We start from the raw sequence: 16,882 nt of genomic DNA, 5'->3' as shown, positions 1-16,882 counted from the left end.
ATTGCATGACGATCAGAACGGGCACGGCGGGCTGGGTTTACGAACCCTGGCGCGGCACCTTCTTCCCCGAAGGGCTCGTTCAGAAAAAGGAGCTGGCCTATGCCAGCTCCCGCCTCGGCACCATCGAGATCAACGCCACCTTCCGCGCCACCCAGAAACCGGACAGCTTTGCCAAATGGGCCGGCGAGGCGCGCGAGGGCTTCGTCTTCTCGATCAAGGGCCCGCAGCTCGTCACCCATATCAAGCGGCTCAAGGATTGCCGGGCCGAATTGGCCAATTTCTTCGCCTCGGGCCCCTTGGCCCTGGGCGCAAAGCTCGGCCCCTTCATCTGGCAGCTGCCGCCCAATCTCAGCTACAAGCCCGACATCTTCGCCGCTTTCCTGGCGCTGCTGCCCAAGACGCCCGAGCAATATGTAGCCCTTGCCGGGGAAGCCGACGGCCGGCTCAAGACCCCGCCCTTTCTCGCCACCGATGGCGTCACCACCATCCGCCACGCCATCGAGCTGCGCAATGCCAGCTTCGATACGCCCGAAATCCGCGACCTGCTGGCCAGCCATAATGTGGCGCAGGTCATTGCCGACACCGTCGAAAACCCGGCCCGCACGCTGACCGCCGATTTCGCCTATTGCCGCCTGCAGGGCCCTGCCCGCCCTGCTGCTCAAGGCTACGAAACCAGCGACATCGCCGACTGGGCCGGAACGATCGGCGCCTGGGACAAGGCCGGCAAGGACGTCTTCGCCTATTTCGTCCACGAGGACAAACTCCACGCCCCCGCCAATGCCATCGCCTTGCGCCAGGCCCTGGGCATCACCCTGCCCGGCGATTGATCACATCGCCGTTCCCCGCTGGAAATTGCCCCAATTCGGTTTTATCGACGCAGCCAAGCGTCATACGGAATCTGCCATGCCCGCCACCAAATCTCGGCCGCTCGACAAGATCACTGCCGGCATCGCCTTCGTGCTGGGCCTGGCCGCCATTGCCGGGGCCTGGGGCAGCCAGTTGATCGGTGGCCTGGTGCCCTGCGAACTCTGCCTCGAACAGCGCCTAGCCTATTATTGGGGCCTGCCCATCCTGCTGCTCGTGCTGCTGACCTGGAACCGGCTGCCGCTGACCGTCTGGTACATCGCCATGGCCATCGTCACCGCTATTTTTCTCTGGGGCACCTTTATGGGCGGCTTTCATGCCGGGGTCGAATGGGGCTTCTGGCCCGGCCCCACCGCCTGCACCGGCGTCGGCGATCCCATGGATTTCAACGCCCTGAGCAATATGAACGACGCCCACGTCATCGGCTGCGACGTCGTCCAGTTCCGTTTCCTCGGCATTTCGCTCGCCGGCTACAATGCCCTGATCTCGGCGGGCATCGTCGTGCTGCTGCTGGTCTCGATCGCCGCCCAATGGCGGGGCAACAAACGCACCGCATAGGCGCTCCGCCACAGGTTCGGATTGACATCTCAGCCCATCCGAACCATGTGGAAGCCAACAATTTCCGGAGTTCCCCATGGGTTTCAAGATGGGCATCGTCGGCCTGCCCAATGTCGGCAAGTCGACCCTTTTCAACGCGCTCACCCGCACCGCTGCCGCCCAGGCCGCGAACTTCCCCTTCTGCACCATCGAGCCCAATGTGGGCGAAGTCTCGGTGCCCGATATCAGGCTCGATAAGCTCGCCGCCATCGGCAAGTCGATCAATATCCTGCCCGCCCGCATGAGCTTCGTCGACATTGCCGGGCTGGTGAAGGGCGCATCGCAGGGTGAAGGCCTGGGCAACCAGTTCCTTGCCAATATCCGCGAATGCGACGCCATCGCCTATGTGCTGCGCTGCTTTGAAGACAACAATATCATCCACGTCGCCAACAAGGTCGATCCGCTGGCCGACGCCGAAGTGGTCGAAACCGAGCTGATGCTGGCCGACCTCGAAAGCCTCGAAAAGCGCCGCGCCGGCGTCGAGAAAAAGGCCAAGCAGAACGACAAGGACGCCAAGCTCACCCTCGAGCTGATCGACCGCGCCCTTGTCCTGCTGCGCGACGGCAAGTCCGCCCGCTTCGTCAAGCGCGATGCCGAGGAAGAAAAAGCCTTCCAGGAGCTGCAGCTCCTCACCTCCAAGCCCGCCCTCTATGTCTGCAATGTCGACGAAGGCTCGGCCGAAAACGGCAACGCCATGAGCAAGCTGGTCGAAGACTATGCCCATAGCCATGACGCGGGCGTCGTCATCATCTCCGCCGAAATCGAAAGCCAGCTGGCCCAGCTCCCCGATGCGGAACAGGCCGAATATCTGGAATCCCTGGGCCTGCACGAAGCCGGCCTCAACCGGCTGATCCGCGAGGCCTATGCCTTGCTGGGCCTACAGACCTATTTCACCGTCGGCCCCAAGGAAACCCGCGCCTGGACCATCCATAAGGGCGACAAGGCCCCTGCGGCAGCCGGCGTCATCCACTCCGATTTCGAACGCGGCTTCATCCGCGCCCAGACCATCGCCTACGATGATTTCGTCACCCTGGGCGGCGAAGTCCCCGCCAAGGAAGCCGGCAAGGCCCGCGACGAAGGCAAGGAATATGTCGTTAGGGATGGCGACGTGATGCTGTTCAAGTTCAATACCTGAGTGTCACGCCGGGACTGGCGAGTATCCGCCAGTCCATCCATCGGCCTCTCGACAGGGAGGAGATCTCGGGAGCTTTATTCTAGCCATTTGCCCTTCGCGGCAGTTACGGTCCCCGCTGTAGGAGGGACTGGACGCCAATGACTGATACCCCAAAGCAGCATCGGCTGATTCCATTGTTTCTATCCGCTACTGCGACGAGCTTTGCGGATTGGATCGACTATCTGGCAATCGTGGCCCTGCTAACGCATTGGCAAGTGGGCGCCTGGGGTCTGGCATGGTTCGCCATTGCGCTCGCCGCACCGCGCCTTTTTGTCGGGCCGCTGGCCGGAATGCTCACCGACCGCTTTCCGCACAAAAGCGTTTACCTGGGTGCCAATATAGGTCGGGCATTAATTTGTGGCGTCATGATCTTTTCGCCCAATCCAATCATTCTGCTCATTCTCGTCGCGCTGAGAACGAGTTTCGCCTCCGCCTCCCTGCCCGCCTCTCAAGCCGCAATTCCAAATCTTGTCGGCCCCGATCAGCTCACATCGGTCAATTCCACCCTGTTCACCATCCGCCAGCTCACGCGCATATTGGGCCCGGCACTCGGCGGCGCGCTCTTGCTGGCCCTGAGCAGTCAATCGCTTTTTGTCCTCACGGCCGCTTTGTCGGTCTTTGCGGCACTGACCTTCTTGTTGCTTGAAATGCCAGGCGAAGGCCGGAAGAGCCACCAGGTCTCAGAAACATTCCTCGTAAACTTCAAGGCGGGACTGACAGAAATCACCGGCCAACCACTCCTGCTGCTGGCAACCGTCTATTTTGCCGCCAGCATGTTCGCCACTTTTCTCTATGACAGCTTTGCCGTGCTCTATCTGGATAGCCTGGGCATGCCGGCAAGTTTTCTTGGCGCCGTAATGGCGGCGCTCGGCGCTGGCGGCATAGCCGGCGCCTTGCTGTTGGGACGTCTCAGCCTCACGACGCAAAAAGCATTCGTTTCCATGACGGTCTCCAGCGCAGCAATTGGCGCTCTGATCATGCTTGCGGGCGTTCTGCCCTACATCACGCAATCAGCCTCCGCACTATTTCTCACCGTGCTGTTTTTCGTCGTTGGCGTGGCCAATTCGTTCGCCCTGATCCCCTACCGCACAATCGTCCAATTGGAGACATCGAAGGATAAGATGGGCCGGGTCACCGCGCTGAGCGATGCCTTCGTCACGGCAACCATGGTCAGCGCCCCCTTCTTCGGCAGCGTTATTATTTCCGTCTTCAAGATTGGAGCCGCATTTCTGGTGAGCGGAGCCATCACGCTGGCAATCGCCGCACTGACTTGGATACTGGCGCAACGCATCACCAAGCCTGCCGCAGCCCCGGCATCGACGAATAGCATGGGTACCTGATCCCGCGAACCTGCCCCGCGCTGCCAGCGTCTACCCCCAATCGTATCCTTCTCGGCGTCATCCCATAGAGCCTTGCGGGAATGCTCGTAGAACTGCCTCTGGTTCACGAACCCAGATTGAAACGCGATATTGACGATCAACAAATTCCCGTCGAACAACATCGGTCCGGCACGAGCGGTTGAAATGGCTGCTCCGGAGTACGTTGTTTGCTTCGCTGGATGAGCGAAATAGCGTCAAAACCTGCCCTTCCAAAAAACTTATCCCCGCCCAAAAAAACCGTGCGACTATACCCCCATTCCCGCCAGTTACGCGGCCCCGACGCAGGGCCGGGCGGGGAGGCCGTGGGAGAGGGGCGCCTTTCCATTGGGGTTGGAAACTCGGCAGCCGGACCTGCAATAATGGTACCGCCTGAACCGGACCTCATGCAAAAGCGGATCGTAACGGGCGGCCATTGGTCCACTCTTTAGTCTTCGGAAGGCCCAATGGCCGCCCGTTACCGTAAATCCGCGACGCCCATGCCGGGCCGGGCGGCGTTTTCGGCTGTCCGATAAGGAGGAGCCCCTAGGGCCAATCGCCATCCACTCAGGCTGAGCCGAGAATGGTGGTTTTCGAGAACCGGAGCGCAGCGTACGTTTGGGTACGTGAGCACCGGAAGCGCAGAAAACTGCCATTTGCAGGCCAGCATCAGTGAATGGCGATTGGTCCTAGCCCTCGATCGTATCCTTGCGCATCTGGCTCGGGGTCATCCCATAAGCCTTGCGGAAATGCTCGTAGAACTGCGTCTGGCTGACAAAGCCCGACTGAAAGGCAATGTTGGCAATGGAAAGGTTCCCATCGAACAGCAGCGACCGTGCCCGGATCAACCGCATCCGCACCACGAATTTCTGCACCGAAATGCTCATGACCTTGGTGAAGAGGTTGGTCGCGTAATTGGGATGCAGCCCAACCACACCGGCAATATCCTCGGCGGTCAGCGGCTCGGTGATGTTCTCAACGATATGGCGCACCATGCGCACCACATAGCGCACCGGCGAGCCCGTCCGCGTGCGGCTGCCTGCCGGTTCGATCCAGGCCGGCAGCAGCAGGTCCCAGCCGGTGATCGCCGCACGGCGGAATAGCGTGCCGATTTCCAGCCGCACAATGTCGGTGCGCAGCGAATTCCCGCTCCGATAATCGCTGTGCCAGCGCTCCAGCGTATCGAGCCCGATAGCCTCCGGTTGAAACAGGATCACCCCGCCGCCCATCAGCGTTTCGGTCAATCGTCCCAATTGCGGCATGTGCAGGAATGAATCCATCGGCAGGTAGATATTGTGCTGCCGGCCGGCAATCGCCTCCTCGCTCAATCCCACAGTCTGGTGCGGTATCCCCGCCCAGAACGCCACGAGCCGGTTGGCGCTCACGGTCACCGGTCGGCCGTCGAACACATAGTCCATCGTGCCATGGGTCAGCCAGTTGAACTCGATATGGCCATGGCTATGGGGCGCCGGCATCAGCTGGGGCGTGAAGGCCCGCATGCCAAACCGGCCAAAGGCCTTGCCCGAGGCATAAAAGCTCCGGTCGGGCCGCGGCGTGGGGCGCGGCGCCCGCTGCCGGGGCAGCCGGACCAGGTCGCCGGCGGCATTGAGTTCATCCATGTGGACGACGATCCAAATCTTAGAAACCCGGAAGAAGTCTCTATCATCCCGGATTGTTTCGGCCATGGCAAGGCGTACCATTCAAGCGTTGCACGGAAAGACGAGCACGAATTGGAATGTTCGGCTCCTGGCCAATCGCCAGTCCGTTGCCATGGGAGGAATTATGAAACATTACGCTAAGGCCCTTGGCGGGGCCGGCCTCATGCTGGGCATTTCACTGATCGCGGCCCAGGCCCAGACAGTGGCCCCCACCACCCCGCCCGATCCGCCGAAATTCGACGCACAGCAGGTTCCGACCTTTGTCGGGGTCAAGGACATTCTCGAATTCAAGGCATTGCCCGAATATCACGAGCCCGACTACGTCAAGGCCTTCGTCGATGCCGGCAAGCTGCCGCCGGTAGCCGAGCGGCTGCCCAAGGAGCCCATGGTCTACAAGACTGCCAACATGCCCGATGGCATCGGCGTCTATGGCGATGTCATGCGCCATGTCATCGGCGGCCGCCCGGAAGGCTGGAACTATAGCGGCGGCCAGACCCAGGGTTGGGGCGGCATCGATATCGGCCTCTCCGAATGCCTGACGCGCACCGGCCCGCTCTTCCAGGTCAAGGCCGAGGAACTCGAACCCCTTCCCAACCTCGCCAAGAGCTGGGAATGGTCCGAAGACGGCCATGAGCTGACCATGCATCTGATCGAAGGCGCCAAATGGTCCGACGGCGACCCCTTTGATGCCGAAGACCTCATGTTCTATTGGAACGACGTGCTGCTTGACCCCCAGGTCACCCCGCTCAATGGCGCCTCACCCGAGACCTTTGGCGTTGGCACCACGCTCGAGCAGATCGATCCCTATACGGTCAAGTGGACGTTCAAGGACGTCAAGCCGACGCAGTATCTCTACGCCATGGCCTATGGCAATTTCTGCCCCGGCCCCAGCCACATTCTCAAGCCCGAACACCCCGCCTACAAAACTGGCGCGACCTATGACCAGTTCAAGAATGCCTTCCCGCCCGAATATCTGAACATCCCGGTCATGGGCGCCTGGGTGCCGGTGGAATATCGCGCCGACGACATCATCGTCATGCGCCGCAACCCCTATTATTGGAAAGTCGACGAGAACGGCAACCAGCTCCCCTATCTCAACGAGCTGCAATACCGCCTCTCCACCTGGGCAGACCGTGACGTGCAGGCCGTGGCCGGATCGGGCGATCTCTCCAACCTCGAGCAGCCCGAAAGCTACGTCGAAGCCCTCCGCCGCTCGGCCGAGGAAAGCGCCCCGGCGCGTCTCGCCTTCGGCGCTCGCACCATCTCCTATTCGATCTATCCCAACCTCTCCGGCAATGGCTGGGGCGAGCCCGATGCCCGTGGCCAGGCTGTGCGTGAGCTCAATCGCAACCTCGATTTCCGCAAGGCCGTCAGCTATGCGCTCGATCGCCAGGCGCTGGGTGAAGCCCTCGTCAAGGGCCCCTTCACCTCGCCCTATCCGGGCGGCCTGATGGCGCCCACCAGCTATTACGACAAGGATTCCACGGTCTATTATCCGTACTCACTGGAAGACGCCAAGGCGCTGCTGGAAAAGGCCGGTCTGACCGACACCGACGGCAATGGCTTCGTCAATTTCCCTGCCGACGTGCTGGGCGGCGCCGATGTCGAGATCACGCTGCTCGCCACCTCCGACTACCAGACCGACAAGAGCCTGGCCGAAGGCGTGATCGCCCAGATGGAACGGCTCGGCATTCGTGTCATCGCCCAGTTCCAGGCTGCCAATCAGCGTGATGCCAATTATCAGGCTGGCAAGTTCGACTGGCAGATTCTGCGCAACGGCTCCGACCTGGTTACCGTCGTGCAGAACACCCAGAACCTGGCGCCCACCGGTCCCCAGATCAGCCAGGGTCACCGCGCCGGCACCGATGGCACCCAGGATCTGCTGCCCTTCGAGCAGGAGATGGTCGCTACCATCAACAGCTTCGTGGGCACCGCCGATCCGGCCGAGCGCATCGAACTGATGAAGAAGTATCAGAACCTCTATACCGAGAACCTCTACGGCATCGGTCTCACCCAATATCCGGGTGCGCTGATCATCAACAAGCGCTTCGTCAACGTGCCTGCCGGCACCCCGATCCTGCAGTTCAACTGGGCTGAAGACGGGCTGATCCGCGAACGCCTCTATGTTCCGACCGACCGGCAGTCCACCAACGAGCTGTTCCCCGATACCCTGCCGGGTGCTCCCGGCGCCGGTAACGGTCCGATCAAGAGCAACTAAGACGCTCCCCGGCGAGGGGCCCTGCCCCTCGCCACTCCTCGATTAAGATGAGCCGAACCAGATGATCCGTTTCCTCATATCGCGCATCCTGTCGGCGATCCCCATTCTGCTCGTGCTGAGCATCGTGACCTTCGCCATCATCCAGGCGCCTCCGGGCGACTATGGCGACTATATCCGCTCCATGGCCATCAATCAGGGCGGCGCCTCCGTCGAGGCCGCCAATGCCCAGGCCGAAGCCTATCGCGAGGCCAATGGCCTCAACGATCCCCTGCCGGTCCAGTATCTCAACTGGATGGCCGGCATCCTCACCCGCTTCGATTTCGGCCACTCGCTCTATTTCAACAAGCCCGTGGGCCAGGTCGTCGCCGAACGCCTGCCCGCCACCATCCTGCTGGCCCTGACCTGCCACATCCTGGCCTCCGTCATCGGCATCACCATGGGCATTGTCGCCGCCACCCGCCAATATAGCTGGGTCGATAGCCTCTTCGGCTTCATCTCCTTTCTGGGCATGACCGTTCCGCGCTTCCTGCTCGCGCTGGTCATCATCTACTTCCTCGTCTTCCGCATGGGCGTGCAGGATGTGGGCAATTTCTTCTCGCCCCGCTATGGCGGTGCGCCCTGGAGCTGGGACAAGTTCGTCGACCTGGTCAAACATGTCTGGCCGGTCATCGCCATCGCCACTTTTGGCGGCCTGGCCTATAATATGCGCGTGATGCGCGCCAATCTGCTCGACGTGCTCAATTCGCAATATATCGAAACCGCCCGCGCCAAGGGCCTCAGCCAGGGCGCCGCCGTGATGAAGCATGCCGTGCCCAATGCCCTGCACCCGCTTGTCGCCTATCAGGGCGTGGTGCTGCCCTATATGCTGACCGGCGAAATCGAAGTCGCCATCGTCTTCGGCCTCGCCACTGTCGGCCCCGCCATCACCGGCTCCATGGCCGTGGGCGACGTCTGGGTCACCGCCACTTTCATGCTGGTGCTCGCCACCACGCTGATCATCGGCAACATCATCTCCGACGTGTTGCTGGCCCTTCTCGATCCCCGCGTTCGGTTGGGAGACGCATGATGAGCCGCGATATCGTCGACCAATCCATCCCCCTGCCCCCCGATGCCGGCACCGCTATGCCCACGCCAGCCCACGAGTCGCAGGCCGACGTGCATCCGGCGGCCGCCGCCATCAATCCGCGTTTTGCCCATAGCGAAAGCTATCTGAGCCTGGTCTGGCGCCGGCTCCGCCGCTCGATCATGGGCATGATGGGCCTCGTCCTGGTGGCGCTGATGCTCTTCGTGGCGGTCTTTGCCGATTTCTTCGCACCGATCGACCCCAAGCAACCCAATATCGGCTTTGCACCTCCCGATACGATCAGCTTCTTCCACGCCGATGGCAGCTTCACCCCGCTCCCGGTGATCTACCCGATTGCCGAGGGCGAAGAACTCGATCCCATCACCTTCCAGCCCATTGTCGGGCCGGATTATGAAAACCCCACCGAATTGGGCTTTTTCGTCCAGGGCTATGCCTACCACATCCTCTGGCTGATCCCCGCCAATATCCACTTCTTCGGCCCCACCGATCCAACCAAGACCCTGCATCTGCTGGGCACCGACAAATTCGGCCGCGATATTCTCTCGCGCGGCATAGTCGGCTCCCGCATCTCGCTCACCATCGCCCTCATCGTTACCGCCCTCACCACTATCGTCGGAACGCTGGTGGGCATTACCTCGGGCTATCTGGGCGGGCGGTTTGACCGCTGGACGCAGAAATTCGTCGAATTCGTGCTCGCCTTCCCGCAATTGCCGCTCTATCTGGCGCTGACCTCGCTCATCCCCATCACCGCCCCCTCCAATATCTTCATCGCCTTTGTCATCGGCGTCATGGCGGTATTGGGCTGGGCGCAATTGAGCCGGGAAGTGCGCTCCAAGACGCTGTCCCTCGCCCGCATCGAATATGTGCGCGCCGCCATTGCGGTGGGCTCGTCCGATGGCCGCATCATCACCCGCCACATCCTGCCCAATGTGATGAGCCATATCATCGTGGCGGTGACGCTTTCGGTCCCCTCCGTAGTGCTGCTTGAAAGCTTCCTCGGCTTCCTGGGTTTTGCGGTGAAGCCGCCGCTGATCTCCTGGGGCCTGATGCTGCAGGATACCGGCTCCTTCTCGGTCATCGGCTCCTATCCCTGGATCCTCTCGCCCGTCATCTTCGTGCTGATCACGGTCTTTGCGTTCAACGCATTGGGCGATGGCCTGCGCGACGCTATCGATCCGTATTGAGGAACAGGCCAATGACCAACACAACCAGCAAGCCTGTTTCCGACACCCGCCACGACCTGGGCAGCCATGGCCGCGAACTGATCCTTGATGCCCGCAATATCGGGGTCAATTTCAAGGTCGAGGGCGGCGTGGTCAACGCCGTGCACGACGTCTCGTTCCAGCTGCACAAGGGCGAAACCATTGCTCTGGTGGGTGAATCCGGCTCGGGTAAGTCCGTGACGGCCCGCACGCTGATGAAGCTTCTGACCAAGCGGGCGACCATCCTGCCCAATTCGCGCATCACGCTCTCGGGCAAGGATGTCGTCGCCACCAGCGAGCGCGATATGCGCAAGCTGCGCGGCAATGACATTGCCATGATTTTTCAGGAGCCGATGAGCTCGCTGAACCCGGTCTATACGATCGGCCAGCAGATTTGCGAAATCCTGCATCTGCACAATCGCATCTCCCGCAAGGAGGCCATGGAGCGCGCCGAAAAGCTGCTCGAGGAAGTGCAGATCCCCGATCCCGGCGCGCGGTTGCGCCAATATCCGCACCAGCTCTCGGGCGGTCAGCGCCAGCGCGTCATGATCGCCATGGCGCTCGCCAACCGGCCGGACGTGCTGATTGCCGATGAACCCACCACCGCCCTCGACGTGACCGTGCAGGCCCAGATTCTCAATCTGATCAAGGACCTCAAGGACAAATACGGCATGGCGGTGATCCTGATCACCCATGATCTGACCGTGGTCCGCCAGTTCTCGGACTATGTCTATGTGATGCAAAACGGCCGTGTGCAGGAGCACAACGCGACCGAAGCGTTGTTCGCCAATCCGCAGCACGCCTATACCAAGCACCTGCTCAATTCCGAGCCCAAGGGCACGGCCAATCCGCTGGTCGGCGAGCATGACACTGTGCTCGAAGGCAAGAGCGTCAAGGTCGCCTTCACCCTCAAGCGCGGCGGCTTCTTCAAGCCCGATTTCTTCGAGCTGAAGGCCGTCGACGATCTCGATCTCAAGCTCTCCCGCCACGAAACCCTCGGCATTGTGGGCGAGTCAGGTTCGGGCAAGACCACATTCGGCCAGGCCCTGATCCGGCTCATCAACAACCAGGGCGGTGAAATCTACTTCGACGGCCAGCCGATCCACGACAAGGACCGCGCCGCCATGCGCCCGCTGCGCAGCCGCATGCAGATCGTCTTCCAGGATCCGTTTGCGAGCCTCAATCCCCGCATGTCGATCCGCCAGATCATCGAGGAAGGCCTGATCGTCAACAATATCGGCGCCAATGGCCGCGAACGCCTCGATCGCGTCCGCCAGGCGCTCAAGGATGCCGGCATGCCCGATGGCATTCTCAACCGTTTCCCGCACGAGTTTTCCGGCGGCCAGCGCCAGCGCATCGCCATTGCGCGCGCCGTGGCGCTGGAGCCAGAATTCATCCTGCTGGACGAACCCACCTCGGCGCTGGACCTGTCCGTCCAGGCGCAGATCATCGATCTGCTGCGCAAGCTGCAGAACGAAAAAGGCCTCTCCTACCTGTTCATCAGCCACGACCTCAAAGTCGTGCGCGCCCTCTGCCACCGCGTCATGGTCATGCAGCGGGGCAAGATCGTGGAACAGGGTCCGGTCGCCGATGTCCTTACCAATCCCCAAACCGAATATACGGCAAGGCTGGTCCGCGCCGCATTCGAAATAGCCGCCTAGTACTGGAGCATTCCTATGGCAAATCCCAAGATCACATTCATCGGCGCCGGTTCGGCCGTGTTCATGAAGAACATTGTCGGCGATATCCTGCAGCGCCCGGCGCTCGCAGGCGCCACCATCCGGCTGATGGACATCAACCCCACGCGGCTTGAAGAAAGCGAAGTCATCGCCAAAAAGCTCGTCGCCACCCTTGGCGTTCCGGCCAAGGTCGAAACCTATGCCAACCAGCGCCAGGCTCTCGACGGCACCAATTTCGTTGTCGTCTGCTTCCAGATCGGCGGCTACGAGCCCTCGACGGTGGTCGATTTCGAAGTGCCCAAGAAGTATAATCTCCGCCAGACCATTGCCGATACCCTCGGCGTCGGCGGCATCATGCGCGGCCTGCGCACCGTGCCTCATCTGTGGAGCATCTGCGAAGACATGCTCGAAGTCGCGCCCGACGCGATCATGCTGCAATATGTCAACCCGATGGCCATCAATACCTGGGCCATTTCCGAGAAATACCCCACCATCAAGCAGGTCGGCCTCTGCCATTCCGTGCAGGGCACAGCGATGGAGCTGGCCCACGATCTCGAAATTCCCTACGAGGAAATCCGCTATCGCTCGGCCGGCATCAACCACATGGCCTTCTACCTCAAGTTCGAGCATCGCCAGCCCGATGGCTCCTACAAGGATCTCTATCCCGATCTGTTCAAGGCCTATGCCGAAGGCCGCGCCCCCAAGCCGACCTGGAACCCGCGCTGCCCCAACAAGGTGCGCTACGAGATGATGACGCGCCTGGGCTATTTCGTCACCGAAAGCTCCGAGCACTTCGCCGAATACACACCCTATTTCATCAAGGAAGGCCGCGAGGACATCATCGAAAAGTTCGGCATCCCGCTCGACGAATATCCCAAGCGCTGTGTCGAGCAGATCGCCAAGTGGAAGAAGACCTCCGAGGACTACCGCAACGCCGACCGCATCGAGGTTCAGCAGTCCAAGGAATATGCCTCCTCCATCGTCAATTCGGTGTGGACGGGCGAACCTTCGGTGATCTACGGCAATCTGCGCAATAACGGCGTCATCACCTCCCTGCCCAACAATGCGGCCGTGGAAGTGCCCTGCCTGGTCGACAGCAATGGTCTGCAGCCCACCTATATCGGCGAACTGCCGCCCCAGCTGACCGCACTGATCCGCACCAATATCAACGTCCAGGAACTAACCGTTCGCGCGCTGATCGAGGAAAACCGCGAGCACATCTACCATGCCGCGATGATGGACCCCCACACCGCCGCCGAACTCGATCTCGACCAGATCTGGAACCTGGTCGACGATCTCATCGAAGCCCATGGCACCTGGTTGCCCGAATGGGCCCGCGGCTCCCGGAAGCAGCGCGTCGCCTGACGCATCTACCTCCCCTGCTTCCAAAAAGCGGCCCCGGCGCTCTGCGCTGGGGCCGTTTGGTTTTGGAGCTGCCCCGGCCGCGCCAAGGATAATTTTATGCTGCCCAAAAACCAAAACGGGCGCCCACTTGGAGCGCCCGCTTCGGGAGGTGTGTCGATAATCCTTTGGGCTAGTGGTGTCCGCCGACCACTTCGCGCAGTTCTTCCACTGAGCGGACCTTCTTGCGGGCGGCGCCGTCCCAGTCCTTGGTCTTGACGGTGCCCTTGGCGAGGCGTTCCTTGGCGGCGGGGACGGCGTCCTTGTATTGCGGCAGCCATTGCGCCTGCGTCACAACCAGTTCGTCCACCATCTGCCAGACTTCGTCCGGCGTGCAGATGGCGCCGACCAGCGGATCATGCAGCACAGCGAGCTTGAGCAGGTCGATATCGCCGGTCATGGCGGCCTCCACGCTCATGCGCTGCACCGAAATCGAGGCCGAGCAGGTGGCGGCGCAAGCCAGCGGCAGGGTGATGCCCTCCACCATGTTGAGGCCGAAACGATCAACAAAACCGGGGCTTTCAATGATCGCATCATCCGGCAGATTAGTGATGATGCCATTGTTGCGGACGTTGAAATGCCCGCGATAGACGCGGCCGGTTTCCATCGCCTCGATAATGTAGGAAGCGTGCTCCGAGGTGCGCTTGTGCTGGTCGAGCGGCTTGGCCGCCTGTTCGAGGAACATCGGGAAATCGGTCTCGAACCAGTTCCGCCGCTCGGTCGAATAGCGCAGATAGCCGCCGGTTTCGCCGTGGATCCAGTCGCTCATGTCGATCCACTTGGAGATTTCCTCCGGGCGCTTGCGATACCAGGGCAGGTACTCGCTGAGATGACCATTGGACTCCGTGGAATAGACGCCGAAGCGCTTCAGCACGTCGATGCGGACCTTTTCCTGCTTGGAATAGACCGGATGGGCCTCGAAAGCGGCGATCAGCTCGTCCTTTTCGATTTTGTGGCCCTTGGCGCGGATGTCGATATACCAGGTCTGGTGGTTGATGCCCGAGCAGATATAGTCCAGCTCGCTATCGGCGACACCCAGCACCTGGGCGATCTGATGGGCGCCATGCTGCACGCCATGGCACAGCCCGATTGTCTGCACGCCGCCATAGGCATTGGCGGCCCAGGTATTCATCGCCATGGGATTGGCATAGTTGAGGAACACCGCGCCGGGCTCGGCCACTTCCCTGATATCCTTGCAGAATTCGAGGATCACCGGGATATTGCGCTGGCCGTAGAGAATGCCGCCGGCACACAGCGTATCGCCCACGCATTGATCGACACCATATTTCAGCGGCACGGAAATATCGGACGCAAAGGCCTCAAGCCCGCCCACCCGCACGCAGCTCATGATATAGCGGGCGCCTGTCAGCGCCGCACGGCGATCCGTCGTCGCCGTCACCTTGGCCGGCAGATTATTGACAGAAACGATCTTGGCGATGATCTGGTGGACCATATCCAGATTGTGCGGATTGATATCGGTCAGCGCGAATTCGCAATCGGCAAATTCGGGGACCTTGAGCAGATCCGAGATCAGCGTCTTGGTGAAGCCGACCGAGCCGGCGCCGATGACGGCAACTTTGAATGACATGACATTCCTCCTGTTACACCACCACTAGCCGCCGCCACCGTAAAGGAGTAGAGAAAGGTTATGCCAATAAGGGTAATTTTGTGCTCCAGACGCTCCAGGACTACGGCCACAAAGTCCGCTCCCTAACCCTCCCCAAGAGCCCCATCCCGCTGCATTGCATGGCGATCAGCGCCGGTTATGAGCAGCGCATCAACGAGGTCTACTCCTGGGACGGGATGCAGCGCGGAACCGCGCCGTTCCTGGTGATTCAGCATACTCTGGTCGGCGAGGGACGGCTCGATTTCGCCGGCACGCAGCATCGTTTGACACCCGGCCAGACCATGATCCTGAGCCTGCCGCATGCCCATCGCTACTGGCTGGAACGCGGCCAGCACTGGGAGTATTTTTGGCTTGTCCTCAACGGCCGCGAGGCTCTGCGCCTGGCCCGCGAAATCATCGATACCGCCGGCCCGGTGGTCACCCTGCCTCCCAGCATTATCGATCGCATGGCGGCAGCCTGCCACACACTGATCGACAAGCCGGCCATCTCCCCCGGCGAAGCCTCCAGCGCCGCCTATAGCGCTATGGCCGCCTTGCATGACGGTGTATTCGGCAATGACGCCGCGCCCGATTTCACGCTGCCACCCGCCATCGCCCGCGTGGTCACCTATATCGACGCCAATTTGAACCGCCCCCTCAATGTCGACCGCCTTGCCAGGGTGGCGGAGATGAGCCGGAGCCATTTCGTCCGCCAGTTCACCATCGCCACTGCCCGCGCCCCCTCGGCCTTCGTGCAGGAACAGCGCATTGAGCGTATCGAGCGCCTGCTGGTCGCCACCGACATGAATGTCGCCACCATCGCCGCGCTGACGGGCTTTAGCGACCCCAATTATCTGGCAAAGACCTTCCGGCGCCTGCGCGGCATGACGCCGGTCGACTACCGCGCCGCCCGTCGCTTACCCAGCAGCATCTAGGCGCACCGGCGCTTGCCCAACCCGGCAAAAGGGTGCAAAAGGCATTGACGTATAGGGAAGTTCGATGACCAATCCTGTAACCCGCGATCGCCGCCACTTCGAAGACCTCGCCATGGGCGAAATCATCGACCTGGGTCAGACCAAAGTGACCCGCGAGATGATCACGACCTTCGCGCGCGAATTCGATCCCCTGCCCTTCCATCTCGATGAAGCCGCCGCCAAGGCGTCGCTGCTCGGTGGACTGGCGTCCAGCGGCTGGCAGACCGGCGCACTGAGCCTGCGCATGCTGGTCGATAGCTTCCTCAACAAAATCGCCTCGGCGGGCGGGCTGGGCTTTACCAACCTAAAATGGAAAAACCCGGTCATGGTGGGCGATACGATCGGCGGCACGGTGACCATTGCCGAGCTGCGCCGCTCCGCCACCCACCCGCAATGGGGGATTGTCACGCTCGACTTTGACATCCGCAACCAGAAGGGCAAGCCGGTGCTGACCATGCGCCTGGCCAATATGGTCGAAACGCGCGGCACGGAAGCAGAAGCATGACCCGCTGGTTTGAGAATATCACGCTGAACGAGGTCTTCCCCCTTGGCAGCCATACATTCACGGCCGAAGAAATCGTGCGCTTTGCCAGCCTTTATGATCCGCAATATTTCCACCTTGATCCAGAAGCGGCCAGGCACAGCCATTTCGGCGGCTTAGTCGCCAGCGGATGGCACACTGTCAGCGTCGGGCATCGCCGCATGGTTGACGCGCTGGAGGCCGAAGAGGAGCGCCTTCGCGGATTGGGCGAGGAACCGGGCACTTCCGGCCCCTCCCCGGGCGTCAATACCATGGAATTCAAAGTGCCCGTGCGCCCCGGCGACACGGTAAGCTATGAGCTGGTCGTTACCGACAAGCGGGCCTCTAACTCAATTCCTGGCTGGGGCCTGTTGTTCAATTCCATCACAGCCACCAATCAGCACGGCGAACTGGTCTATCGCGCCGAGGTGGTCGGCTTTTCCAAATTGCGCGACTATCGCGCACCTGCGGGACAGCGACTGTTGCTCGCGCTCACCAGCTGGCCCCTGATCGGCGGATTGCTCAAGCGACGCTCTTGAATGCGACAGCG

Annotated in this window: 14 protein-coding genes; 12 read left to right on the top strand and 2 right to left on the bottom strand. The window is 61.3% G+C overall.

Going from position 1 to position 16,882, the window contains the following annotated elements; translation table 11 throughout:
• Window positions 1-5: 5 nt before the first annotated feature.
• From QQL79_RS02290 to QQL79_RS02275, 4 genes are all read left to right on the top strand, one after another.
• A complete protein-coding gene (locus tag QQL79_RS02290; protein WP_284387519.1) occupies window positions 6-827 on the top strand; it encodes a DUF72 domain-containing protein in 822 nt (273 codons plus the stop codon).
• Window positions 828-903: 76 nt separating this feature from the next.
• Complete coding sequence (locus tag QQL79_RS02285) at window positions 904-1,422, top strand: disulfide bond formation protein B (RefSeq protein WP_284387517.1); 519 nt, start codon at window positions 904-906, stop codon at window positions 1,420-1,422.
• Between the two features lie 76 nt (window positions 1,423-1,498).
• On the top strand, window positions 1,499-2,596 hold the full coding sequence (gene ychF / locus QQL79_RS02280; protein WP_284387515.1) for a redox-regulated ATPase YchF: 1,098 nt from the start codon (window positions 1,499-1,501) through the stop codon (window positions 2,594-2,596).
• A gap of 137 nt (window positions 2,597-2,733) precedes the next feature.
• Entirely contained in the window at window positions 2,734-3,975 is a 1,242-nt protein-coding gene (locus QQL79_RS02275; protein WP_284387514.1) for an MFS transporter, read from the top strand.
• A gap of 704 nt (window positions 3,976-4,679) precedes the next feature.
• Here the strand turns inward: QQL79_RS02275 and QQL79_RS02270 are convergent.
• Window positions 4,680-5,609 (bottom strand): helix-turn-helix domain-containing protein, encoded by a 930-nt coding sequence (locus QQL79_RS02270; RefSeq protein ID WP_284387512.1) that lies wholly within the window; start codon window positions 5,607-5,609, stop codon window positions 4,680-4,682.
• Between the two features lie 163 nt (window positions 5,610-5,772).
• Between QQL79_RS02270 and QQL79_RS02265 the strand changes: the two genes are divergently transcribed.
• From QQL79_RS02265 to QQL79_RS02245, 5 genes are all read left to right on the top strand, one after another.
• On the top strand, window positions 5,773-7,866 hold the full coding sequence (locus QQL79_RS02265) for an ABC transporter substrate-binding protein (RefSeq protein WP_284387509.1): 2,094 nt from the start codon (window positions 5,773-5,775) through the stop codon (window positions 7,864-7,866).
• Window positions 7,867-7,927: 61 nt separating this feature from the next.
• Entirely contained in the window at window positions 7,928-8,932 is a 1,005-nt protein-coding gene (locus tag QQL79_RS02260; RefSeq protein WP_284387508.1) for an ABC transporter permease, read from the top strand.
• Between the two features lie 56 nt (window positions 8,933-8,988).
• Window positions 8,989-10,134 (top strand): ABC transporter permease, encoded by a 1,146-nt coding sequence (locus QQL79_RS02255; protein WP_370461238.1) that lies wholly within the window; start codon window positions 8,989-8,991, stop codon window positions 10,132-10,134.
• A gap of 11 nt (window positions 10,135-10,145) precedes the next feature.
• Window positions 10,146-11,813, top strand: a complete 1,668-nt coding sequence (locus tag QQL79_RS02250) for an ABC transporter ATP-binding protein (protein ID WP_284387504.1) — start codon at window positions 10,146-10,148, stop codon at window positions 11,811-11,813.
• A 15-nt stretch (window positions 11,814-11,828) separates the two neighbouring features.
• Window positions 11,829-13,196 carry an alpha-glucosidase/alpha-galactosidase gene (locus tag QQL79_RS02245; RefSeq protein WP_284387502.1) on the top strand — a complete coding sequence of 456 codons (1,368 nt, stop codon included), beginning with the start codon at window positions 11,829-11,831 and terminating at the stop codon, window positions 13,194-13,196.
• Window positions 13,197-13,365: 169 nt separating this feature from the next.
• Here QQL79_RS02245 and QQL79_RS02240 read toward each other — a convergent pair whose 3' ends face one another.
• The gene (locus tag QQL79_RS02240; protein WP_284387500.1) at window positions 13,366-14,820 is read right to left on the bottom strand and encodes an alpha-glucosidase/alpha-galactosidase; all 1,455 of its coding nucleotides are present in this window, start codon (window positions 14,818-14,820) and stop codon (window positions 13,366-13,368) included.
• An 80-nt stretch (window positions 14,821-14,900) separates the two neighbouring features.
• On the opposite strand from QQL79_RS02240, the gene QQL79_RS02235 reads away from it, so the two are divergent.
• The 3 genes from QQL79_RS02235 (at window position 14,901) to QQL79_RS02225 (ending at window position 16,871) form a co-directional block, all read left to right on the top strand.
• Entirely contained in the window at window positions 14,901-15,773 is an 873-nt protein-coding gene (locus QQL79_RS02235; RefSeq protein WP_284387498.1) for an AraC family transcriptional regulator, read from the top strand.
• A 64-nt stretch (window positions 15,774-15,837) separates the two neighbouring features.
• On the top strand, window positions 15,838-16,317 hold the full coding sequence (locus QQL79_RS02230) for a MaoC family dehydratase (protein ID WP_284387496.1): 480 nt from the start codon (window positions 15,838-15,840) through the stop codon (window positions 16,315-16,317).
• On the top strand, window positions 16,314-16,871 hold the full coding sequence (locus QQL79_RS02225) for a MaoC family dehydratase (protein WP_284387495.1): 558 nt from the start codon (window positions 16,314-16,316) through the stop codon (window positions 16,869-16,871). The genes QQL79_RS02230 and QQL79_RS02225 overlap by 4 nt, the downstream gene beginning before the upstream one ends.
• Window positions 16,872-16,882: the final 11 nt, after the last annotated feature.

It is taken from the genome of Devosia yakushimensis, from assembly GCF_030159855.1.
GTDB lineage: Bacteria > Pseudomonadota > Alphaproteobacteria > Rhizobiales > Devosiaceae > Devosia > Devosia yakushimensis.
This window is presented reverse-complemented; position numbering and strand designations above follow the sequence as displayed.